At 55.4% G+C, this 20,703-nt stretch carries 20 protein-coding genes; 13 read left to right on the forward strand and 7 right to left on the reverse strand.

The window, feature by feature from the left end; genetic code table 11:
* Window positions 1–29: 29 nt before the first annotated feature.
* Complete coding sequence (locus ACHUE7_RS01180) at window positions 30–227, reverse strand: hypothetical protein (protein WP_394168334.1); 198 nt, start codon at window positions 225–227, stop codon at window positions 30–32.
* A 282-nt stretch (window positions 228–509) separates the two neighbouring features.
* Between ACHUE7_RS01180 and ACHUE7_RS01185 the strand changes: the two genes are divergently transcribed.
* The 5 genes from ACHUE7_RS01185 to cydB all read left to right on the forward strand — a co-directional run bounded on the left by ACHUE7_RS01185 (window position 510) and on the right by cydB (window position 7,401).
* Window positions 510–2,306, forward strand: a complete 1,797-nt coding sequence (locus ACHUE7_RS01185; protein WP_394168335.1) for an ABC transporter transmembrane domain-containing protein — start codon at window positions 510–512, stop codon at window positions 2,304–2,306.
* Window positions 2,303–4,048, forward strand: coding sequence for an ABC transporter ATP-binding protein (locus ACHUE7_RS01190; RefSeq protein WP_394168336.1), 1,746 nt, complete (start codon window positions 2,303–2,305; stop codon window positions 4,046–4,048). The genes ACHUE7_RS01185 and ACHUE7_RS01190 overlap by 4 nt, the downstream gene beginning before the upstream one ends.
* Before the next feature lie 353 nt (window positions 4,049–4,401).
* The gene (locus tag ACHUE7_RS01195; RefSeq protein WP_394168337.1) at window positions 4,402–4,971 is read left to right on the forward strand and encodes a GbsR/MarR family transcriptional regulator; all 570 of its coding nucleotides are present in this window, start codon (window positions 4,402–4,404) and stop codon (window positions 4,969–4,971) included.
* Window positions 4,972–4,996: 25 nt separating this feature from the next.
* Entirely contained in the window at window positions 4,997–6,403 is a 1,407-nt protein-coding gene (locus ACHUE7_RS01200) for a cytochrome ubiquinol oxidase subunit I (protein WP_394168338.1), read from the forward strand.
* A complete protein-coding gene (cydB, locus tag ACHUE7_RS01205) occupies window positions 6,403–7,401 on the forward strand; it encodes a cytochrome d ubiquinol oxidase subunit II (RefSeq protein ID WP_394168339.1) in 999 nt (332 codons plus the stop codon). Before ACHUE7_RS01200 ends, cydB begins: the two co-directional genes overlap by 1 nt.
* 69 nt (window positions 7,402–7,470) lie before the next feature.
* Here the strand turns inward: cydB and ACHUE7_RS01210 are convergent, their stop codons facing one another.
* Both ACHUE7_RS01210 and ACHUE7_RS01215 read right to left on the reverse strand, forming a co-directional pair.
* Window positions 7,471–8,181 carry a cupin domain-containing protein gene (locus ACHUE7_RS01210; protein WP_394168340.1) on the reverse strand — a complete coding sequence of 237 codons (711 nt, stop codon included), beginning with the start codon at window positions 8,179–8,181 and terminating at the stop codon, window positions 7,471–7,473.
* Window positions 8,182–8,279: 98 nt separating this feature from the next.
* The gene (locus ACHUE7_RS01215; RefSeq protein WP_394168341.1) at window positions 8,280–9,275 is read right to left on the reverse strand and encodes a YeiH family protein; all 996 of its coding nucleotides are present in this window, start codon (window positions 9,273–9,275) and stop codon (window positions 8,280–8,282) included.
* A 90-nt stretch (window positions 9,276–9,365) separates the two neighbouring features.
* Between ACHUE7_RS01215 and ACHUE7_RS01220 the strand changes: the two genes are divergently transcribed.
* Window positions 9,366–10,244: a LysR family transcriptional regulator gene (locus ACHUE7_RS01220; protein ID WP_394168342.1), complete on the forward strand. Its 879-nt coding sequence runs from the start codon at window positions 9,366–9,368 to the stop codon at window positions 10,242–10,244.
* A gap of 52 nt (window positions 10,245–10,296) precedes the next feature.
* Here the strand turns inward: ACHUE7_RS01220 and ACHUE7_RS01225 are convergent, their stop codons facing one another.
* From ACHUE7_RS01225 to ACHUE7_RS01235, 3 genes are all read right to left on the reverse strand, one after another.
* Window positions 10,297–11,376: a TRAP transporter substrate-binding protein gene (locus ACHUE7_RS01225; protein ID WP_127557496.1), complete on the reverse strand. Its 1,080-nt coding sequence runs from the start codon at window positions 11,374–11,376 to the stop codon at window positions 10,297–10,299.
* A 95-nt stretch (window positions 11,377–11,471) separates the two neighbouring features.
* Window positions 11,472–12,770: a TRAP transporter large permease gene (locus ACHUE7_RS01230; RefSeq protein ID WP_394168343.1), complete on the reverse strand. Its 1,299-nt coding sequence runs from the start codon at window positions 12,768–12,770 to the stop codon at window positions 11,472–11,474.
* Between the two features lie 5 nt (window positions 12,771–12,775).
* Window positions 12,776–13,339 (reverse strand): TRAP transporter small permease, encoded by a 564-nt coding sequence (locus ACHUE7_RS01235; RefSeq protein ID WP_394168344.1) that lies wholly within the window; start codon window positions 13,337–13,339, stop codon window positions 12,776–12,778.
* Window positions 13,340–13,600: 261 nt separating this feature from the next.
* Between ACHUE7_RS01235 and ACHUE7_RS01240 the strand changes: the two genes are divergently transcribed.
* Entirely contained in the window at window positions 13,601–14,581 is a 981-nt protein-coding gene (locus ACHUE7_RS01240; RefSeq protein ID WP_394168345.1) for a TauD/TfdA family dioxygenase, read from the forward strand.
* A gap of 154 nt (window positions 14,582–14,735) precedes the next feature.
* On the opposite strand, the gene ACHUE7_RS01245 is transcribed toward ACHUE7_RS01240, so the two are convergent.
* A complete protein-coding gene (locus ACHUE7_RS01245; RefSeq protein ID WP_394168346.1) occupies window positions 14,736–15,641 on the reverse strand; it encodes an aldo/keto reductase in 906 nt (301 codons plus the stop codon).
* A gap of 131 nt (window positions 15,642–15,772) precedes the next feature.
* Between ACHUE7_RS01245 and ACHUE7_RS01250 the strand changes: the two genes are divergently transcribed.
* From ACHUE7_RS01250 to ACHUE7_RS01275, 6 genes are all read left to right on the forward strand, one after another.
* On the forward strand, window positions 15,773–16,525 hold the full coding sequence (locus tag ACHUE7_RS01250; protein WP_394168347.1) for a GntR family transcriptional regulator: 753 nt from the start codon (window positions 15,773–15,775) through the stop codon (window positions 16,523–16,525).
* A 116-nt stretch (window positions 16,526–16,641) separates the two neighbouring features.
* Entirely contained in the window at window positions 16,642–17,763 is a 1,122-nt protein-coding gene (locus ACHUE7_RS01255; protein WP_394168348.1) for a Gfo/Idh/MocA family protein, read from the forward strand.
* A 636-nt stretch (window positions 17,764–18,399) separates the two neighbouring features.
* Window positions 18,400–18,831 (forward strand): hypothetical protein, encoded by a 432-nt coding sequence (locus ACHUE7_RS01260; protein ID WP_394168349.1) that lies wholly within the window; start codon window positions 18,400–18,402, stop codon window positions 18,829–18,831.
* A 102-nt stretch (window positions 18,832–18,933) separates the two neighbouring features.
* Window positions 18,934–19,671: a toll/interleukin-1 receptor domain-containing protein gene (locus ACHUE7_RS01265; RefSeq protein ID WP_394168350.1), complete on the forward strand. Its 738-nt coding sequence runs from the start codon at window positions 18,934–18,936 to the stop codon at window positions 19,669–19,671.
* Window positions 19,672–19,772: 101 nt separating this feature from the next.
* The gene (locus ACHUE7_RS01270) at window positions 19,773–20,024 is read left to right on the forward strand and encodes a hypothetical protein (protein ID WP_394168351.1); all 252 of its coding nucleotides are present in this window, start codon (window positions 19,773–19,775) and stop codon (window positions 20,022–20,024) included.
* A gap of 98 nt (window positions 20,025–20,122) precedes the next feature.
* Complete coding sequence (locus tag ACHUE7_RS01275) at window positions 20,123–20,611, forward strand: YdeI/OmpD-associated family protein (protein WP_394168352.1); 489 nt, start codon at window positions 20,123–20,125, stop codon at window positions 20,609–20,611.
* Window positions 20,612–20,703: the final 92 nt, after the last annotated feature.

The raw sequence follows: 20,703 nt of genomic DNA on the forward strand, positions 1-20,703 counted from the left end.
TTGGCCGCCGAACTCACACTAGAAACCAGTTAATCTTCAATTTCGTCTTCAGCTTCTTCGATGGAATCGCCGATCGCGTCGCCACCTTCTTCCAATGCATCGCCTGCATTGTCGGCTGCTTCTTCAACGGCATCGGCCGCCTGTTCACCTTCGCTTGGTTCATCGCAAGCGGCAAGACCCAGTGCAAACATCAGGGCCAGTAACGTCGTTAAGATTGGGCTTTTCATAAGCACTCCATTTTTACATTGATGAATCGATGACCTGTCACTCATTTGAGGGCCTGATTGCAAAACCCAAGGGATGTTCGCCAATACAAGGCTACGGATATCCGGGGCTGCGACAGAGTGCACAGTTTTACGCCACGCGATTTAACGGATGGACCTGTTTGACGAAAAATTATCGGCTTTATCATTGTAGGGGTACAAACCGCTGACCCTTGCCCGGCGGGCGTCACAGAATCAGAACGTGAAGCGTGTATTAAATAGTGCTTCCGGCAGTAGCGAAAACCGTTGCATTTGCCTATTCTGGCCCGCCTGCCTAACCCGGTTATTGAGGTTACTGTGTCGGTTTTCGGGAAATTACGCTGGTTTTTCAAAGTCGAATGGCGCCGTTACTGCATTGCAGTGAGCGCACTGGTCATCGTCGGCTTTGCGGTTCTGATTCCTCCCTGGATCACCGGCCGGGTGGTTGATGGCATTGCCGAAGGGACACTCACACTAAACCAGCTCTGGCTGAATGTCGGTATTGTACTCGGCGTTGCCGTCGTCAGTTATGTGATGCGTGTCATTTGGCGGGTGTCGTTGTTCGGTGCCAGTTATGCACTCTCGAACCGCTTGCGTCGCGATATATACCGGCACCTGACCCGCCAGTCATCGTCTTTTTTCCAGAAACACAATACCGGCGATTTAATGGCGCGTGCCACCAATGATATTCAGGCGGTGGAAATGACGGCCGGTGAAGCCGTACTTGCCTTGTTCGATGGCGCACTGACCGGCATATTGGTATTAACAGTGATGACCACTCAAATCAGCTGGCAACTCACGCTCATTGCGCTGGTGCCCTGGCCCATTGTCGGCTTTTTCATGTGGCGTTTCGGTCAGGAATTGCATGCCTCCTTCCGGCTGGCTCAAGCCCGTTTCAGCGACTTGAACGACAAGGTCCAGGAAAGCATTTCCGGCATTCGGCTGATTCGTGCCTTCGGTCGCGAAAACGTCGAAGACGCTCAGTTCAACGCCATTGCCCGCGAAGCCAATGCCGCTAACCTCGCGGTAGCGCGCACCGACAGCAAATACGACCCGGCCATTTCACTGGCTGTGGGTATGTCATTTTTTCTGAGCGTAGCCGGCGGTGCCTGGTTCATTGTGAACGACCAGTTAACCCTGGGGCAGCTGACCAGTTTTACGCTGTACCTGGGCTTTATGATCTGGCCCATGTTCGCCGTCGGCTGGATGCTGAACCTGGTGGAACGTGGGCAGGCGGCCTACGAACGCATCGATGAACTGATGCATACCGAACCGGACATCAAAGACAACGGCACCTTCACCGGCGATGCCGATGCCGCCATTAACATGACCATTCACGCGTTTCAGCACACGCCTGAACAGGCGCCGGTATTACAGGACCTGTCACTATCGGTTCAAGCCGGTGAGCTGATCGGCATCGTCGGCCCAACCGGTGCTGGCAAATCAACGCTACTCGATTTATTGGCCCGGCTTCAAGAAGGCGAGGGTGCAGACGTCCAACTGGGTGGCCGGCGGGTCGTCGACTTCACACTCGACAACTTGCGCCGGCATCTGTCGGTCGTGCCGCAAACGCCGTTTTTGTTTACCGCCACCGTGGCGGAAAACATTGCGCTGGGTCAGCCGGTTGCAAGCCGCGATGCGATCGAAGCAGCGGCCCGCATTGCCCAGATTCACGAAGACATTCTGCGCTTTAGCGACGGCTATGAAACGCTTGTGGGTGAGCGCGGCGTAACGCTCTCTGGCGGTCAGAAGCAACGCGTTGCCATTGCCCGGGCCCTGTTGACTAACGCCCCGGTACTGGTGCTCGACGATGCGCTCTCTGCTGTTGATGTGCGCACCGAGCAAGGCATTCTCTCCCACCTCAAAGCTGCCCGCGCCGGACGCACAACGCTGATCAGCTGCCACCGGTTAACCGCCATCGAAGAAGCCGACCAGATTCTGGTGCTGGACCAGGGGCGTTGCATCGAACGCGGTACGCATCAGGAACTGCTGGCACTGGGGGGCTGGTACCAGCGCACCTTTGCCTACCAGCAACTGGAACAAGTGGTGGAGGCTGGCCAATGAAAGGTACCTTTACCCGCTTGTTGCGCTACGGTCTGGCCTACCGGCCCATGCTGATTCAGGCCGTGCTGTTGCTCACCCTGGCAACCGCCGGTAACGTGCTCGGCCCCTACCTGATTAAGGTGTTTATCGACAGCTTCCTGACGCCGGGTTACTGGGCGGTGACACCGCTGGTGGGTCTGGTGCTGGCGTACCTGACCGCACAACTGATTTCCGCGGTGTGCTTCTTCCAGCAGGCCATTCGCTTTAACCGCATTGCGCTGAACGTGGTGCAGACCATTCGCGAGCAGGTGTTCGCCAAAGTGATGCGCCTGCCACTCGCGTTTTTTGACCACACCCCGACCGGCAGCCTGATCAGCCGCATCACCAACGACACCGAAGCGATCAAAGACTTGTACGTCAACGTCATTTCCGTGGTGATTCAAAACAGCATCCGCATGACCGGCATTCTGATTGCAATGGCGTTTCTGAACCTGAAACTGATGCTGATTTGTGTGGTTCTGGTGCCAGCGGTGATCAGCATCATGCTGATTTATCAGAAGCTGTCGACGCCGGTGTTCCAGCAAGTGCGTACCCTGCTCAGTGACATTAACGCGCGCATGAATGAAGGCATTCAGGGCATGTCGGTGATTCAGCTGATGAATCAGCAAGGCCGCTTCAGCCGAGCCTTTGAAACCACCAGCACCGACCATTACAAGGCCAAGATCCGCAATGTCATGATCGACGGCCTGATGCTGCGCGCCCTGGTCGACCTGGTTTACATGGCCTTGCTCGCTGGCTTGCTGTTCGCCTTCGGCTGGGATTTCCTCAGCCCCGCCGGGGCGATTCAGGTCGGCGTTATCTACGCCTTTCTGAATTACCTGGGCAACCTGACCGAGCCGGTCATCGACATGATCTCGCGGCTGAACATGTTTCAGCAGGCGCTGGTCTCGGCCGATCGTGTGTTCAAACTGCTCGACGAATCGACGGTGCCCGTGCCTACTCATCCGGAAAGCCCGCGCGATGCGTCGGTTAAATTCGAAATCGAGGCCTTCAGTTACGATGGCCGCAGCACGGTGCTGACCGATGTTAACCTCACCATCGAACCCGGGCAGTTTGTCGGCATTGTCGGCCACACCGGCTCCGGCAAGAGCACGCTGATGTCGTTGCTGATGGGCTTCTACCCGGTTGAACTCGGCACCGTACGCGTCGGAGAGATCCCGCTCGACCGTATCGACCCGGCCGAGCGCAGCCGGCGCATGGGCCTGGTGCAGCAAGACCCGTTCATCTTCATGGGCACCATTGCCGACAACATTCGCCTGGAATGGGACCTAACCGATGCGGAAGTAGAGCAGGCTGCCCGTCAGGCCCAATTGCACGACGCCATCATGCGCATGCCAAAGGGTTACCAGACCCTACTGACCGAACGCGGTGGCAACCTCAGCAATGGCCAGCGCCAGTTGCTCAGCCTGGCCAGAACCCTGGCCCGCAAGCCAGACATTCTGATTCTCGACGAAGCCACCGCCAACATCGATAGCCACACCGAAGCCCTGATTCAGCAGTCGCTGATGGCGCTGCGTGGCCACATCACCATCATCGCCATCGCTCACCGCCTGAGCACCGTCATGGAAGCCGACCAGATCGTCGTGCTCCACCAGGGCCACATCCAGCAACAGGGTCACCACAAGACGCTGATGGCCGAAGAAGGTCTCTATCGCCATATGTATGAGTTACAGCAGCAGAAGGACCCTGTTGTTTCTGCTTAGGTGCCAGGGCCTTTGAATTTGGTTCTATTTGAATCGGCACGGAGTAGCTTCGGGCTGCCGGGTATGCTCATTGGAGGCCCTCAGACCGCAGGACGCGGGCTGTCGAGCCTACATGGATGTATTTACGGCGTGCCTCCAATGAGCATACCCGGCAGCCCCTCTGGCTACCATCGGGCGTGGACAAAGCTGGCCATGGCTAAAGACCCAGCACATCCCGCCACCTTTACGTCTCTGCCTCCTGAAAATTCTTGCATCTTGCTCAGATCTTTCTAAACTTTCAGAAAATACTGAAACTTCAATAATCTGATGATCTGCATCAAAGGTGTGGGATCGGGGTTCTGATAGAGGGCGCGATGAAGCTGACCACTGAACTGGAAAACATGATTCTGCACTTTGGCGAAATGGGCAGTCGCTGGGGCTTTAACCGCACCGTGGGGCAGATGCTGGCGTTGCTGGTGTTCAGCGACGAGCCTCTGTCGGCTGACGATATTGCCGCGTCGCTGAGCATCTCGCGCGGCAACGTCAGTATGGCGTTGAAGGAACTGCACTCCTGGCGGCTGATTCGCACGCACCGTGAGCCGGGCGACCGCAAAGACTACTTTTTGGCCAACGGAACCATCTGGGAGCTGTCGCAACAGGTGCTGGAAGAACGCAAAAAACGGGAGGTGGACCCAACCCTGTCTATGCTGCGCAGCCAATTGATGGCCAGTGAGCAGGATGAAATGCCGCACCACGCCCGCCAGCAGATGCAGGAAATTCACGACCTGCTGGAACTGTTTAACCACTGGTTCGACGACATGCAGCACATGAAACCCGAACATCTGCAGGCGCTGATGCGGTTGGGGTCGGGCGTTGGCAAGGTGTTGGAAATGACTGACCGGTTGCGACCGAAAACAAAAAAGAAAGCCATCGGCAATGACTGAGTGTTAACTGTTTTCCGGAGGATATATGGAGTCACAATTGGCCGATGTATTGATGTTGTCGCGCATTCAGTTCGCCGCCAATATCAGCTTTCACATTTTGTTCCCGACCATCACCATTGCGCTGGCCTGGTTTCTGGTTTACTTCAAAGTACGGCATGAAATCAGCGGGCATCCGGTCTGGATGCGGATCTATCGGTTCTGGGTGAAGGTGTTTGCGCTGAGCTTTGCACTGGGTGTGGTCAGCGGCATTACCATGAGCTTTCAGTTCGGCACCAACTGGCCGGGCTTTATGGAAACCGTGGGTAATATTGCCGGGCCGTTGCTTGGTTATGAAGTGCTGACCGCGTTTTTTATGGAAGCGACCTTTCTCGGCATCATGCTGTTCGGTAGCCAAAGGGTGCCCAGCTGGCTGCATACGCTATCAACGTTTCTGGTTGCCATTGGCACTTCGCTCTCTGCCTTCTGGATTATTGCGCTGAACAGCTGGATGCACACGCCGGATGGTTTTGAAATGATCAATGGCGTGGCGCATCCGGTTAGCTGGTGGGACATTATCTTCAATGCGTCCATGCCATACCGGCTGACTCACATGCTCATTGCCTCGGGCTTGACGGCGTCTTTTCTGGTGGCGGGATTGTCGGCCTACCGGCTTCTGAAAGGCGATACCAAACTGGCACCGCGCAAAGCGATGAGTGCCGGTATTGTGGTTGCCACCCTGCTGATTCCGATGCAGATTTTCGTGGGTGATTTGCATGGCCTGAACACCTTTGAGCACCAGCCGCAAAAGATTGCCGCGATGGAAGGGGTCTGGGAAACCGAGCGCAATGCACCCTTGCTGCTTTTCGCTTGGCCGGATGAAGAAACACGCTCCAACGCGCTCGAGGTTGGCGTATCGGGGCTGGCGAGTTTCATTCTGACGCACGATATTAACGGTGAGATCAGAGGGCTGAATGAGTTTGTAGACGAGGGTCACCCGCCGGTGAAACCCCTGTTCTTTGGGTTTCGGATCATGGTGGGTCTGGGTCTGTTAATGCTGGCCGTAAGTTGGCTGAGTGCCTGGTTTCTGTGGCGGCGCGGCGAGGTTCCGGTCTGGATGCAGCGTACCCTGGTCGGTATGACCTTCTCGGGCTGGGTCGCCACACTCGCAGGCTGGTACGTGACCGAAATTGGCCGCCAACCCTGGTTGGTGTCAGGCGTGCTGCGCACCTCGGAGGCGGTGACCACGGTACCGGGTGCCCAGGTAGGTGTGTCCCTGGCAATGTACCTCACGCTCTATGCCGTATTGCTGTTCGCCTATTTGCAGACTCTGTTCTACATGGCCAGAAAGTCCGTTGAAGTCGAGGAGTTTGAACGCGAGGCGGATGTGGATCTCGACGAGCTTGAAGCCCGTGCCGCGGCAGAGGGTAATGCAACGCCTGAGGAGGCTCGCTGATGAACATATCAAACTGGTTACCCGAAATATTTCTGGTGCTGATGGGACTGGCCGTTCTGATCTACGCGGTGCTCGATGGCTATGACCTTGGCGTCGGTTTGCTACTGCCGATGGACAGTGAGCTTCACCGCAGCCAGATGATTGCCTCCATTGGCCCCTTCTGGGACGCGAACGAAACCTGGCTGGTGCTCGCCGTCGGTATTCTGCTGATCGCCTTTCCCCAGGCGCACAGTCTGGTGCTACGCGAACTGTATTTGCCGGCCGCCTTTTTGCTGATCGGTCTTATTCTGCGCGGTGTCTCTTTCGACTTTCGTGCAAAAGCCGTGACCGGGCACCGCCGACTCTGGGATTACGCGTTTAAAGTGGGTTCCCTGATAGCCTCGCTAACCCTGGGGTATATGCTAGGTCGGTACGTACTGGCGTTTCAGACAGGGTGGGTAGCGCAGGGTTTTGCGGTGCTCAGTGGTATCTGTGTGACCGCCGCCTTCGCCTACATTGGCGGTGCCTGGCTGGTGATGAAAACCGAAGGTGACTTGCAGCGCCGGGCCGCGGACTGGTCGCGCCGTGCCGGGTGGTTTGCGGCTCTGGGTATTGCGGCCATCAGTATTATGAACCCGCTGGTCAGTGCCGATGTGGCTGAGCGCTGGCTGAGCATGCCCGCGGTGTTTTTGCTGATCCCCATTCCACTGATCTGCATAACGCTGGTGGTGTTGGTTGACCAATATCTGAAGCAGGTACCGACCCGGGATGACGTCGGTTGCTGGTTTCCGTTTGTCGCCGTGGCGTTGCTGTTTGTGTTGAGCTTTCTGGGTCTGGCGTACAGCTTTTTCCCGTACGTCGTGCCCGGGCAGTTAACGGCCGTCGAAGCCGCCAGCGCGACCGCCTCGCTTCAGTTTATTGGCGTAGGGGTGGCCATCGTGTTGCCGCTCATTTTGGCCTACACGGTATTCGCCTACCGCGTATTCTGGGGTAAGTCGACCGAGCTGAAGTACTACTGACATGGGTTTGGGCGTTGGCTACAGGGCGCTGGCCTGCACCGACCCCCAAAACCGGATGGCAAGATGAAGTTACTGACCCAGATGCCCCGTCTTGACCCAGGCTTCAGCACCCGCCGCCAGCTCCACGGTCGATATTGAGGTCGCCGGCAACCGAATCCAGGTGCCGGCACCCCAGGGGCGCCCTGCGTAGTCGCAGGCACCGCTCAGCAACAGCAGCTCAATGCCACCGGGGTGGTCTTCTGCGGTCAGTTTCAGGTTGTCTTGCGCGCGCAACCAATGCACCTGTTCGTAGTCATTAAACAGAATGGTGGATTCGGTTGACTGGCTCGGACTGACCACAAGGTGATTCCGATCATCGGGCCGGAACTGCTGCAGCTTCACCAGAATCAGACAGCCAGGCTGGCTGTGTGGTTTGTGCTGTGACCCGGGTGGGTTGCGCACATAGGTACCAGCCGGGTAATCCCCGTTCTCATCAGAGAACACCCCCGCCAATACCAGAAATTCCTCACCCTGCGGGTGCTCATGCCCTGCAAACTGGCTGTCTGGTTCATAGGCTACCAGGCTGGTGGCCCGCGTCGTCTGTTCGCCACCGTTGCGTTCCAGCAATATTCGCTGAACACCCGGGGCCGGGGAAGGCACCCACTGGGCCTTTTCGGTATTGATGATGGCCGGTTGGGTAAGGTCCGCGTTTAGGGCGGTTACAGGCAGGTCGTCAGCGTGCTCAGTAAGATTGGGGCGGGTTTCATAGAGCCGCCGCCAGTAGGGATCCAAAGCGTTCATTAACCAGTCCGTGCAAGCATGTATACATCAGTATACTCACAGACGCGTTGATTGGATGCCCGGCGTGACAGGAAGGCTCGATGATTTTCAACAGCCCGTTAGAACATCGTTACCAAAACCGACGTCAAACCAAGCCCGCCACCCAGCAGCAGCACAAACAAAACCCCCGCATGAGCCACCGGGCGCCAACCCGCGGTCTTGAGATCACACCAGCGCGCCTTGATGCCGAGGGCGACCATAGCCAGTGCCAGTGCCAGTTGAGCCAGCCATTGCAATGCCGTGATAACAGCCGGCGGCAACCAACCCAGGCTGCCGATACCAGCAGCGAGCATAAAACCGAAGACAAACCAGGGGATTGGCAATGGAGCTCTGGTAGCGTCAGTCGTTTCATGCTGACGCAAACGAATGAAAACCTGAGCCAGCACCAGCACCACGGGGGCCAGCATCATCACGCGCACCAGCTTGGTGACGACCGCAAATTCCATGGTCTCCGCACCCATCGACTGACCCGCGGCGACAGCCTGGGCGACTTCGTGCACGGTGCTGCCGATGTAAATGCCAAACCAGGCCGGGTCGAGCCCGGAATAGGCGAACAGCAGCGGGTAAGTGAACATGGCCAGGGTACCGAAGATAACCACCAGCGCCACGGCGAGGGTCACATCCTGATCTCGGCCTTTAATCACCGGGTTGGCGGCCATAATGGCAGCGGCACCACAGACGGCACTGCCGACTGAAGCCAGCGAAGCAAGCTCGGGGCTCATTTTCAGGCACCGAATGCCAAACCAGATGCCGAAGCTCAGCACCACCACGATCATGATCGCATCGGCCACCAGGGCAGGCCAGCCGACGGCGACGAGTTGGGCAAGACTCAGGTTGAAGCCAAACAGAATGATGCCCAGGCGCAGCAGCTTTTGCTGGGCAAACCCCAGCACGGCCTTGGTTTTGGCGGTCGGTTCGGTCGCCAGCGGTGAGTTGCCATAGAGTGCACCGATCAGCACGGCCAACGGCAGGGCGCTCAGGCCAATGCCCGCCAGCAACGGCAGTTGAGACAGCAACAAGGCTGCGCCTGCCAAACCTACCAGTATCCACACCATGACAAAGCTCCCATTCAAGTGCGGTTACTGTAGTTTGGTGCTTATGATAAGTATAATGGATATAACTTAACTGATAGTTCGGCCTGGCTTATGAATTTCACCCTGCGTCAACTGGCCATATTCGAAGCAACAGCTCGCCTCGGGCGTCTCACCCTGGCGGCCGAAGAACAGGCCATCAGCCAGTCTGCCGCCAGCCAGGCCGTCACGGAGCTGGAGCGGCAGATGGGGCTGGCGCTGTTTGAACGCCGTGGCCGGGAGTTAGTGCTTACGTCGGCTGGGCGCGACCGCCTACCGCAGGTGCGGTTGATTCTCAGCGATTGCCAGCGGCTGGCGGAAGGGTCGGGCGATGACCTGGCCGGTCAGTTGCGCATTGCTGCCAGCACCACCATCGCCTGCTATGTGATCCCCGGGGTGCTGGCCAAGCTGACGGAGCAATACCCGGGCATCCGCCCGGCCATCGATATTCAGAACACCCGGGGGGTGTTACAGCAACTGGAAACCGGCCAGGCACAGATTGGCCTGATCGAAGGGCCGGCCGTGCATGATTATTTGCAGATTCGGCGCTGGCAGGAAGACCGCTTGGCGCTGTTTGTAACCCGGGGTCACCCACTGGCCGATGAAAAGCCGGTATCGGTCGAACAGCTGGAAACCCTGGACTGGATCGTCCGCGAACCCGGTTCCGGTACCCGGGAGGTGTTCGATACTGCCATGCAGGCAGCGGGCATTCAGCCGAAAATACGCTTAACCCTGAGTCGGCAGGAGGCCATCAAACAAGCTGTGCTCAGCGGGCTTGGGGCAGGGTGTTTATCTCACCTATCGCTTGATGCTGACGGGTCGGGCCGTTTTGTGCCGCTCAATACGGACCTGACATTGGTGCGGTCTTTCTCTTGGGTGTGTTCGCCCGAGGCGATTAAATCACCGCTGGTGCAGGCGTTTATGAAGGCATTGAACCCAATGCATCAGCCATAAAAAAACCGCCAGGCCCATAAGGCACTGGCGGCAAAGCAGCAATAATGAGTTCTTAGTTCAGATCGCGCTCGTAGCTTTCGTTGATCATGGCATCCGCTTTCTCGGCTTCGCTGCGCAGCAGGTCCAGCCACATTTCGCCGTCTTCAATGTTCTCGACAAACCAGTCAAACGCCGGGGTGGCCGCTTGCAGGAATTGTTCTTTCTCTTCCGGGGTGGGTACATAGACTTCACCACCGGCTGCTGCGAAGTCACGATATGCCTGAATCGACTTGCGCTTCGGTGACGTGAAAGTGGCTTGCTGCAGGGCATCGAAACCATCGACAACGACGCGACGCATGTCTTCCGGCATGTCCATGAAAACGTCATTGTTCATGTACCACAGGGCCGCCATGTAAGCATGACCGTCGAGCGTCAGGTACTGCAGGCCGGCTTCCGGGAATTTCATCGACATGATGTCGGTGATGCCGTTTTTGGAGCCTTCAACCACACCGGTTTGCAGTGAGGTGAACAGCTCTGGCCAGGGGATCGGCGTTGGGCTGGCGCCCAGGCCACGGGTCAGTGCCTGCGGCAGGTCGGCAACCACTGTCCGAATCTTCAGACCTTCCAGGTCTTCCGGGGTGCGCACGGTTCTCTGGGTGTTGGCAAAGTTGCGCCAGCCGCCGGTGTTACCAATGGTCATCAGACGAACCTGGTCGTTGGAATCTTCCAGAATGGCATCGCGCATTTCACGGGTGAAGTCACCGCGCAGCACGGTTTCAGCCATGCGGTCGCTGCTCAGAATGTAGGGCAGATCCAGCACCTGAACGTACGGATACATGTTGGCCACACCACCGGAGGTGGAGATGTAGATGTCGACCGACCCGTCTTCCAGGGCTTGCATGCACTCGGTACCGTTACCGCACAGTTGGGTGCCGAGGAAAATGTCGACTTCAATGGCACCGTTGGATTGGGCTTCAACGAAGTCTTTGAACACGACCAGGCCATCGTAATCTTCGTCGTTTTCATTGGCGTTGGAGACAGCGCGCAGACGGTAGTCTTCCGCGCTGGCAATGCCCATGCCCAGGGTTAACAGAGTACCGGTCACGGCTCCAACGCATTTTGCGATGAGTTTTTGCTTGCGATTCAAACGCATGGCTCTTACCTCTTTTTGTCGTTGTAGTGTTATTTATTGTTGGTTGTTGTGCTTTCGGTCTTGCTTTCAGTGTGCAACAGACGTTGCACCGTTCGTCATGCGGGCCACGGCATCAGGCCCAGCAGACGGGGAACGGTCAGTGAAATTTCCGGTACAAAGGTGATCAGGAAAATCACCGCAATCTCGGCGGCCAGGAACGGCAGGATAGCCTTGGCGATCGATTCCACCCGCTCACCGGAAACGCTTGAGGCCACAAACAGCACCAGCCCCATTGGCGGTGTCGCCAGCCCAACGGTGAGGTTAACGCTCATGATCATCGCAAAGTGCACCGGGTCGACCCCGATCGATGTGAAGATCGGCGCGAGAATGGGGCCGAGAATAATGATCGCCGGGCCGGCATCGAGAAACATGCCGACGATGAACAGCATGATGTTGATTAGAAACAGCAAGATGTAGGCGTTCTCGCTCAGCGTCAGCATCCACTCGGCCAACATCTGTGCAGACTGCGACAGGCTTACGACGGTCTTGAATGCCATGGCCGAACCCACCAGCAATAACACCACAGCCGAGCCCATGGCACTACGCACAAAGACCTGCGGCAAATCGGTTAACTTGACTGACTTCAAGACCCACACACTGAGTATCAGGGCATACGCAACAGCGACGGCCGAAGCTTCAGTGGGCGTGAAGATACCGCCCAGAATGCCACCCAGAATAATGATCGGCGTCAGCAGAGGCAGAATCGCTTTCTTCGTCGCAACGGCACGCTCGGGCCAGGTGTATTTGTGGCCAGAGGTGGGAAAGTCATAGCGCTTGGCCATCAACGCAGTGATGAGCATCAGCGAAGCGCCCATCAACACCCCTGGCACGATACCGGCTGCGAACAATGAAGCGACCGATACTTCCATGGTGTAGGCGTAAATAATCATAATGCCGGAAGGCGGAATGATCGGCCCGATGACGGATGAGGCCGCGGTGATGGCGGCCGCAAACTTACGTTTATAGCCGTTCTTTTCCATCGCCGGAATCATCATCGAACCGATGGCCGAGGTATCGGCGACGGCCGAGCCGGAAAGGCCGGCAAACAACATGCTCGACATGATGTTCACGTGGGCCAGGCCGCCACGAACATGACCGATGAACGCCTGCGAAAAATCCACCAGCCGAAAAGTAATGCCGCCCCGGTTCATCAGCTCACCAGCGAGCATGAAAAACGGAATTGCCATCAGTGGAAAGGAGTCGATGCCGTTATAGATGTTGCGAAACAACAGCGGCAGATCACGGTCCATGCCTTCCCACAGCAGCATAAAACCGGGGGCAAACAGGGTGGCAAAAAACACCGGCATGCCAATTAGCAGCACGATCAAAAACAGAGGTAAAAAGAGAATCAACATACTGCTTACTCCATCGCCAGCTGGGCTCTGCCGTGTTTGGGTTTAATGCCAAGCCGGTCGTTGAAATCACGAAACAGCAGAGCGCCGGTTTCTTTCAGCAGCAGTTCAATATTGACCAGAATCATGGTGCCAAAACAGACGGGCATGGCCAGGTAGATCCAGGCACGTGGCAGGTTGAAGCTGGCTGCACGGGTGCGAAAACCACGCTGAAAAAACTCCAGCCCCATGGTGAACAGGTAATACAGAATGATCAGTGCGGCGACGTAGAGCACTATTTTCAGCAGCGCAGCGACAACCCGTGGCAGAAAATCGTGCAGCATTTCAATGGCAACGAATGAGCCTTCCCGGTAAGCCGCAGCAGCCACCAGCGCCATCATCCAGATCATAAAGGCGCGGGCCACTTCTTCGGGCCAGGGCTGGGCGTTATTGAACACATAACGCATCACCACCTGAAACAGGATGGACGAGACCATCAGGGTCACGCAGATCCACGCGAGGAACTTGCCGACCGAGGCAATGGCGGTGTTCAGAAACATCAGGGCTTTCAACGGCAACAGCAGGGCGTTCATAGCAGAACACCTGAGTGTGCCGGATGCCGGTTCATTGTTGTCATTGTTGAACCTCTCTCATCAGGGCAGTGAAAACGTTAACAGCCCTTTTACTTGATGTAAATCAATAGTAGATGAATTTTTTCACGAATGGCGTTCGGAATAAATTCATTCACTATTGATTTACTTTTTAAATTCAGGTTGCTAGAGTGGTGTTATCACAGGCTCAGAGTGCGGTGCGTGCCGGTTTCAGGCAGCCCGACCGTCCATCCAGGAGGCAGCATGACAATAAAAATCGATCGCATACCCGAACAAAAACAGGTCAATGGCCGGGATTTTCCGCTGGTGGTAACACCGCACAGCGACGCCGTAGCCAGCGACGTCGGCGCATTCGATGCCTGGGTCTCTGAACAGCAGGAAGCCCTGAAAGCCCAGTTGATTGAGCACGGTGCCATCCTGTTTCGCGGTTTCCCGGTCACCGATGCCGATGCCTTTGAGCGCCACTTGGATCACACCTCCTTCAAGAACATGCCCTACGTCGGCGGTGCGGCTCCGCGCAACCAGGTCACTGCGTCGCGCATCGTAACGGCCAACGAATCACCGGCGTCTGAGACCATTCCGTTTCACCATGAAATGGCCCAGGTACCGAACCCGCCGGGTTACATCTTTTTCTACTGCGAAAAAGCCGCCGAAGAGGGCGGTGCAACCTCAATTCTGCACTCGGGCGAGATCTATCGCGCCTTTAGCGACATCAACCCGGAATTCGCCGAGCGCCTGGAAAAAGAAGGCGTGCGCTACAACCGCGTCATGCCGGAAGTGACCGATAAAGGTTCGGCCATTGGCCGCTCCTGGAAAGACACCTTCCAGGTGCAGACTCGCGAAGACGCCGAACGCGTGATGACCGAGGCCGGCATGGACTGGGAGTGGCTCGACAATGGCAATTTGCTGACGCGCACCCGCGTGCTACCAGCCATTCAATTCGACCAGGAAACCCGCCAAAAGGTGTTCTTCAACGCCGTGCTGGCGGTCTATACCGGCTGGAATGACAGCCGCAACGTAGGCACCAAGGCGGTTACTACCGGCTCCGGCGAGTACATGGACCCCGAAGTCATGGATGCCACCGTTAAAGCCATGGATGAGTTATGCGTCAACTTCAAATGGCAAGATGGCGACGTGCTCTGGATCAGCAACTACACCGTCCTCCACGCGCGCCAGCCCTTTAAAGGCGAGCGCAGTATTCTGGCGTCTATTTCCTACAAATAAGCCTTGGGCGTTAATAGCGGCGGGTTCTGTTGCGCCCTGCCTGCTGTTCAGTGAAACAGCGGTTCTTGCCGAACGCTGGGTGTCGTTGAAGAAATACCCATCCATAAAAAAGGCGCGAGTGTTCGCGCCTTTTTTATCGGTTAAAAAGCAACCTTCAAGGCACTTCCTGCCCCGCAGCAGCGGTCCAGATTTCGTACCAGGTTTCGCGATCAATCGTGATGTCCATGGCCTGGGCCAGGCCTTTGATGCGCTCGATGTTATTGGTGCCGACAACGGGCAGAATGCCAGCCGGGTGAGCCAGCAGCCAGGCGAACGCGGCGAGGTCGACGCGGCCCTGGGCTTTGGATTGGGCGACGTCTTCGAGCAATGGGCGCACGCGTTTAGCCGCGTCATCGGAACCGAAGATCTGGCCGCCGGCCAGGGGTGACCAGGCCATGGCCTGTATCTGGTCGAGTTGCATCGCGGCCAGGGTGCCGTCGGTGAAGGCGCTGCGTTCCAGTACGCTCATCTCGATCTGGTTAACGCACAGACGGTGCTTCATGTTCGCCTGCAACAAACGCCACTCGTGAACCCCAAAGTTGGAGACGCCGACGGCACGGGTTTTTCCGCTGTCGATCAGCGCATCGAGGGCGGCACCGGTCTCGGCCGCGTCCATCAATGGGTCTGGCCGGTGAATCAGCAACAGGTCCAGGTGGTCGGTGTGCAGGTGGCTCAGGCTGTTCTCGACGCTGGCGTTAATGTATCCGGCGCTGGTGTCGTAGTGTTTGACGCGACGGTTCGGGAACTTGTCGGTGGCCAGGGCAATGTCGCACTTGCTGATCAGTTCCATTTTATCGCGCAGCGCGGGGTCGGCCGCCAGAGCAGTGCCGAACAGGATCTCGCATTCGTAGTTGCCATAGATGTCGGCGTGGTCGAACGTGGTGATGCCTTCGGCCAGAGCCGCATCGATTTTGGCACGAACATGGTCGACCGAGGTATCCTGATCATCGGCCAGGCGCCAGACGCCATAAACCAGCCGGCTCAGTTCGACGTCGGTGTTGGGAAGGTGAATGCGTTGCATGGTGTTCTCCACTGGGCGATCAGGCCCTTATTGTTGGCAATGAGTCAGAAATGTTGGCATTCGCACCCTAACAAGGTATGCTCAACATGTAAATGAATAGTGAATGAATTTCACTGATCAGGGTAATAACAATGACCACAACAACCCCGAAAATGTCAGGCAGTGCATCGTCCGGTAAGAAGCAGACCAAACGCCTGCCATTGTATATTCAGATCAGCGAATTGCTGCACCGCGAAATCGCCGCCGGCCATTACCAGATTGGCGAACGCCTGCCGATTGAGGCCGATCTCGCCACCCAGCTGGGGGTGGCCATTGGAACCCTGCGCAAGGCGCTGTCCAAACTTGAAGGCGACGGCATGCTTGAGCGTCGCCAGGGCTCGGGCACCTATGTCAGAGCCACGCTGAATAACCGGGCCGTGTATCAACTGTTCCGGCTCGAATTGCTGGAAGGCGGCGGCATGCCCAATGCCGATACGCTCAGCGTAACAGCAGCCGAGAACCCCTACGTGGCCGGTCAGCTCGGGTTGGAGAGTAACACACCGCTGTGGTGTATCCGCCGGTTGCGTTACCTGAACCAGACACCGGCGGCCGCCGAGGAAATATGGCTCGATCAGCAGCACGACCCTGCACTGAGCGCCGAGAAGCTACTGGAAAGTTTGTACAAACATTATCGCGATCATTTCGATTTCTGGATCACCCACATTGAAGACCGCATCAGTTGCACCGGCGCGCCAGACTGGGTGGCCGACCTGCTCGGCAAAGCGCCCGATACGATGCTGGGGTTTGTTGAACGGCTGAGCTGGTCGAGCAACGATCGGGTTGAAGAATTTTCCTACACCTGGTTCGACCCGGCCGTGGTTCGTTACATTTCCCGTTTGTCATAAGGCGTTTGGTAACAGGCCGTTCTGTTGAATGGTTCATGTTGCCTGTGGGCGACGGTTGAACATCACTTGAATGCAGTTATTAGTCTCAGTAAACAGTCACAACAGTGGAGTACGCAATGGCACAGGTTCGATACGGCGTTTTGGGATGCGGCATGATGGGGCAGGAACACCTGCGTAATCTGGCGATAATAGAAGGCGCTGAGGTGGTCGCAATTTTTGAACCCGACGCAGCCATGCGCGATGCCTGTGCTCAACTGGTGCCCGGTGCGAGCTTTGTCGACTCGGTCGAGGCACTGTGTGCCCGGTCCGATCTTGATGCCCTGCTGGTTGCCAGCCCGAACCATTGCCATGCCGACCAGTTACTGACCCTGCTGGCCCACACCCAACTGCCGATTCTCATCGAAAAGCCGCTGGTCACCCGCATCGACGACGTAGAGCCCGTCCGCGCGGCTGTGGCGGCGCACCCGGCCCCGGTTTGGGTGGCCATGGAATACCGCTATATGCCCCCGGTGACGCGCCTGCGCGAACACGTACAAGCGGGTGATGCCGGGCCCGTATCGATGCTTAGCATTCGCGAACATCGCTTTCCGTTCTTGCCGAAAGTGGGCGACTGGAACCGTTTCAATGCCAACACCGGCGGTACCCTGGTCGAAAAATGCTGCCACTTCTTCGATTTGATGCGGTTGCTGCTCGAAAGCGAAGCGATCTCGGTGATGGCCAGTGCCGGTCAGGATGTTAACCACCTCGATGAAGCCTACAACGGCCAAACACCCGACATTCTCGATAACGCCTACGTGATCGTGAACTTCGCCAACGGCAAACGCGCCATGCTGGAACTGTGCATGTTCGCCGAAGGCTCGCGCTACCAGGAAGAGATCAGCGCCGTAGGGCCCACCGCCAAGGTCGAATGTCTGGTGCCCGGCCCCGGCCGCTTCTGGCCCGACCACCTGGGCGAGCCACCAACTCCCAAGGTGATTGTGAGCCCGCGCGACCCCAAAGGCCCAATAGAATCCGACATCCCGGTCGACCCGGCCCTGCTGGAGGCCGGCGACCACAACGGCTCTACGTTCTACCAGCACCTGGGCTTTTTCAAAGCCATTACCGAAGGCGCTGCGGTAGAAGTCACCGTAGAAGACGGCTTGAAAGCAGTCGTTCTCGGCCTGGCCGCTCAAGCCTCCGCTCAGGAAGGCAAAACCATGCGCATCACCAACAACGGCTTTGGTTTCGAACCCGCTTAAACCACAAGCCCGTGCAAACTCCCTCAGGGGTGCGACTCGCCACCCACTAAACGCTCCCTCTCCCATCCCATGGGAGAGAGCTGGGGAGAGGGGTTTTTTCAAGATCCTAAACCCAACCAAACCAGGGCAAGTGTGAGGAGAAAGGGCGCAAACGACACCCTCACCACATAACCACTTGCCAACTTCATCTCAGAGTGCCATGGTGTCAATACAACCTATTTTGCCTTGGTGTGCCCTGTAACCGGCCGGGCGGTAGCGAATCTGATCGATTCTCACGCTTAACGTTATTGTTCCATTCAGTCGTGCACTAAACGCCGGTATTCCGTTGAACCGACGCTAGCCACGACTAACTGAATTATTACTGTGTGAACTTCATCGCAATCAGAGACTGAATCGCGACGCATATCCCGGTGAAAAACCGGAATATGCGTCGCAGACGACGCTGATGCCTGGAATCATCGTCTGAAGCGACGGTTTCGCTGGTTTTGATATCACTTAGGTGTGGCAGCGCAATGTCGCTTAAAGCCCTGTGTAGCTGGGCCTTAGCGAATGTACTGTATGGATTATGTGAAACTTCCGCCGGAATAAGGGGCGGAGTCGACGATGAATTAGCTGTTATACAGTAGAAGGTAGCTCATGGATTTAAATAGTATTGCATCAGCAGCTACAGCGGCTGGTGTTCTTATCGCAACTTGGCAAATCTGGCAGTCCAGGAAGCTGGCTGGCGCATCTTTTGAGGATTCTTACGATCAGCAGTACCGGGAGTTAATGTACAGAGTTCCGGTCGATGCTCTCCTTGGCAAAAAGCTAAATGGAGACAGTCATAAAGAAGCACGTGAAGCAATATATAACTACCTTGACCTTTGTAACGAGCAGGTTTATCAGAGATCAAAAAGGCGGGTTAGCAAGGCGCGTTGGGCTGAGTGGAAAAGTGGCATAAAAGACAACCTTGAGAAATCGTTGATTTCGGGTATATGGTGCGAGGTGAAAAGCAACGTTCCCGGATCTTTTTCATTCTTGGAGCGGCTCGAACAGAGCGAATTCGAATCGGACCCCGTTCGTTGGTAAAACTGCATAACCAGGGCAGGCACGGCGACGCCCATTACATTGCGCCTCCGGCTACATTCCATGGGCGTGCATGCTGCAATCGTTATGCATAAAGGAGAAAGCGTGAATCCACCTAGAGTTTTTATCTCATATTCTCATGATTCAGCAGAACACAAGGAGTGGGTGCTCGAATTCGCAACTACGCTACGGAATCGAGGTGTAGATGCAATCCTGGACCAGTGGGATTTGCAGCCTGGCGATGACTTGCCTCATTTCATGGAAACACAGCTAGCTTCATCTGATTTCGTCCTAATAGTCTGTACAGATAAATACGTAGAAAAAGCTAACTCCGGAGAAGGGGGAGTTGGTTATGAGAAAATGATTGTTACTTCGACTTTGTTGTCTCGCATAGATAGTAATAAGGTTATTCCTATTATTAGGCAATCAGGAACTAATGAGACGCCTACGTTTTTAAAAACAAAACTGTACGTCAATTTTTCAAATGATTCAGAAGTTGAATATAGTCTTGATGAATTATTACGAGTTCTACTGAATTCACCACTCTATGAGAAGCCCGAAATAGGCAAAAACTCTTTCAAACCAATGGGCGGTTCAAAACCAGATAGGGTTGCGGATGGAATTAAGGCTGTAATGATAGCAGTCTCCGATACATACGATTCTTCGTCAGAACCATTTGTTTGGTTCCCTCATATTCTTAAAAGAACCACTATGCGTCGATTGACATTCGATAAGTATTTTAGATTGGCCCTTGAACAGGGGTTGCTACATAGGAGTGGGGGTCAAATTTGGATTCAAGAAGAAGGTATAAAATACTTGGAAAAACACAATATCATCGAATAGCGCGACAAAGCATAACAATCACAGGCAATGGACGCGAAAAAGACCGCGCCTTTGCTGTCAGCGTTATGTATGAATATTGCCTCAGCAATTAAGGAGAGCAGATGGCTACTACCATGTATGCGGAAGAAGAACTTTACCCGGTCGATAAAGAGAGCGGTAAGGCCAACAAGTCAGAGGCTTCAACAACATTTGAAGTGTATGTAAGTAACTTCTTTGGTGACCACCAAATCTACCTGAAAGTCACTGACGAAAATGGCGATGTAAAGCAGTTTCACGTAAGCAAAGAGCAGGCGCAGTCCTTAGCACATGGTTTTGATGGTGCAGATGCTTACATCGGGTATGACAATACATAACAAAGCCATTAAGGTTGTTCCGGGCCGATGGCCCTACACCGGGCGCCCTTGTCAGGGCGCCGCTTATGGCTGGCGTTATGCAATATTGAGAACAATTCATGGTAGATAAGTCTTTAATCGGAAGACAGTTTGAATTTAGTGCGAAATTAGAGAACTGGGCTGAGGGTATGGATTACTGCGCTGTTAGGGTGCCTGCGAGCATAACGTCGTCACTTGGCACTAAAGGGCCCGTACTTGTTCGTGCTTGTGTAAATAATTCAGAGCCATTTCAAATTAGCTTATTTCCTGTTGGTGGTGGCAAGCACTTTATCCGTATCAAATCAAAGGTCCGAAAGTTTACGAAAACTAATATTGGCGACCAAATTAAACTTGATATCGTAGTTATAGATCCTGACGACGTAGATGTTCCTGATGATTTACTAGCATTACTAGAGATTAGTGGAATGGTAGATAGTTTCATAGATCTTCCTCCAGGAAAGAAAAATTACTTAATCCGGAGGATTGGTGAAGCTGCAAAGCCCGTCACGCGGGAGAAACGTATTCAGGAAGCTTTAGAAGCAGCAATTGAAAGAAGCACTAAAAATTAAAGTCTAGTGGAAATAAGCAGTTTGGTAATGTGAATGGATAACAATAGCATGAAATATCGCGCGTTTAATTTCACCGCCTTGCGGTACGGGCT

The sequence above is a fragment of the Saccharospirillum alexandrii genome (assembly GCF_043641555.1).
GTDB classification, from domain to species: Bacteria; Pseudomonadota; Gammaproteobacteria; order Pseudomonadales; family Natronospirillaceae; genus Saccharospirillum; species Saccharospirillum alexandrii_A.

Coding starts and splice junctions, on each gene's coding strand:
- ACHUE7_RS01180 (WP_394168334.1), bottom strand. CDS start 227: ATGAAAAGCCCAATCTTAACGACGTTACTGGCCCTGATGTTTGCACTG.
- ACHUE7_RS01190 (WP_394168336.1), top strand. CDS start 2,303: ATGAAAGGTACCTTTACCCGCTTGTTGCGCTACGGTCTGGCCTACCGG.
- ACHUE7_RS01195 (WP_394168337.1), top strand. CDS start 4,402: ATGAAGCTGACCACTGAACTGGAAAACATGATTCTGCACTTTGGCGAA.
- ACHUE7_RS01200 (WP_394168338.1), top strand. CDS start 4,997: ATGGAGTCACAATTGGCCGATGTATTGATGTTGTCGCGCATTCAGTTC.
- cydB (WP_394168339.1), top strand. CDS start 6,403: ATGAACATATCAAACTGGTTACCCGAAATATTTCTGGTGCTGATGGGA.
- ACHUE7_RS01210 (WP_394168340.1), bottom strand. CDS start 8,181: ATGAACGCTTTGGATCCCTACTGGCGGCGGCTCTATGAAACCCGCCCC.
- ACHUE7_RS01215 (WP_394168341.1), bottom strand. CDS start 9,275: ATGGTGTGGATACTGGTAGGTTTGGCAGGCGCAGCCTTGTTGCTGTCT.
- ACHUE7_RS01220 (WP_394168342.1), top strand. CDS start 9,366: ATGAATTTCACCCTGCGTCAACTGGCCATATTCGAAGCAACAGCTCGC.
- ACHUE7_RS01225 (WP_127557496.1), bottom strand. CDS start 11,376: ATGCGTTTGAATCGCAAGCAAAAACTCATCGCAAAATGCGTTGGAGCC.
- ACHUE7_RS01230 (WP_394168343.1), bottom strand. CDS start 12,770: ATGTTGATTCTCTTTTTACCTCTGTTTTTGATCGTGCTGCTAATTGGC.
- ACHUE7_RS01235 (WP_394168344.1), bottom strand. CDS start 13,339: ATGAACGCCCTGCTGTTGCCGTTGAAAGCCCTGATGTTTCTGAACACC.
- ACHUE7_RS01240 (WP_394168345.1), top strand. CDS start 13,601: ATGACAATAAAAATCGATCGCATACCCGAACAAAAACAGGTCAATGGC.
- ACHUE7_RS01245 (WP_394168346.1), bottom strand. CDS start 15,641: ATGCAACGCATTCACCTTCCCAACACCGACGTCGAACTGAGCCGGCTG.
- ACHUE7_RS01250 (WP_394168347.1), top strand. CDS start 15,773: ATGACCACAACAACCCCGAAAATGTCAGGCAGTGCATCGTCCGGTAAG.
- ACHUE7_RS01255 (WP_394168348.1), top strand. CDS start 16,642: ATGGCACAGGTTCGATACGGCGTTTTGGGATGCGGCATGATGGGGCAG.
- ACHUE7_RS01260 (WP_394168349.1), top strand. CDS start 18,400: ATGGATTTAAATAGTATTGCATCAGCAGCTACAGCGGCTGGTGTTCTT.
- ACHUE7_RS01270 (WP_394168351.1), top strand. CDS start 19,773: ATGGCTACTACCATGTATGCGGAAGAAGAACTTTACCCGGTCGATAAA.
- ACHUE7_RS01275 (WP_394168352.1), top strand. CDS start 20,123: ATGGTAGATAAGTCTTTAATCGGAAGACAGTTTGAATTTAGTGCGAAA.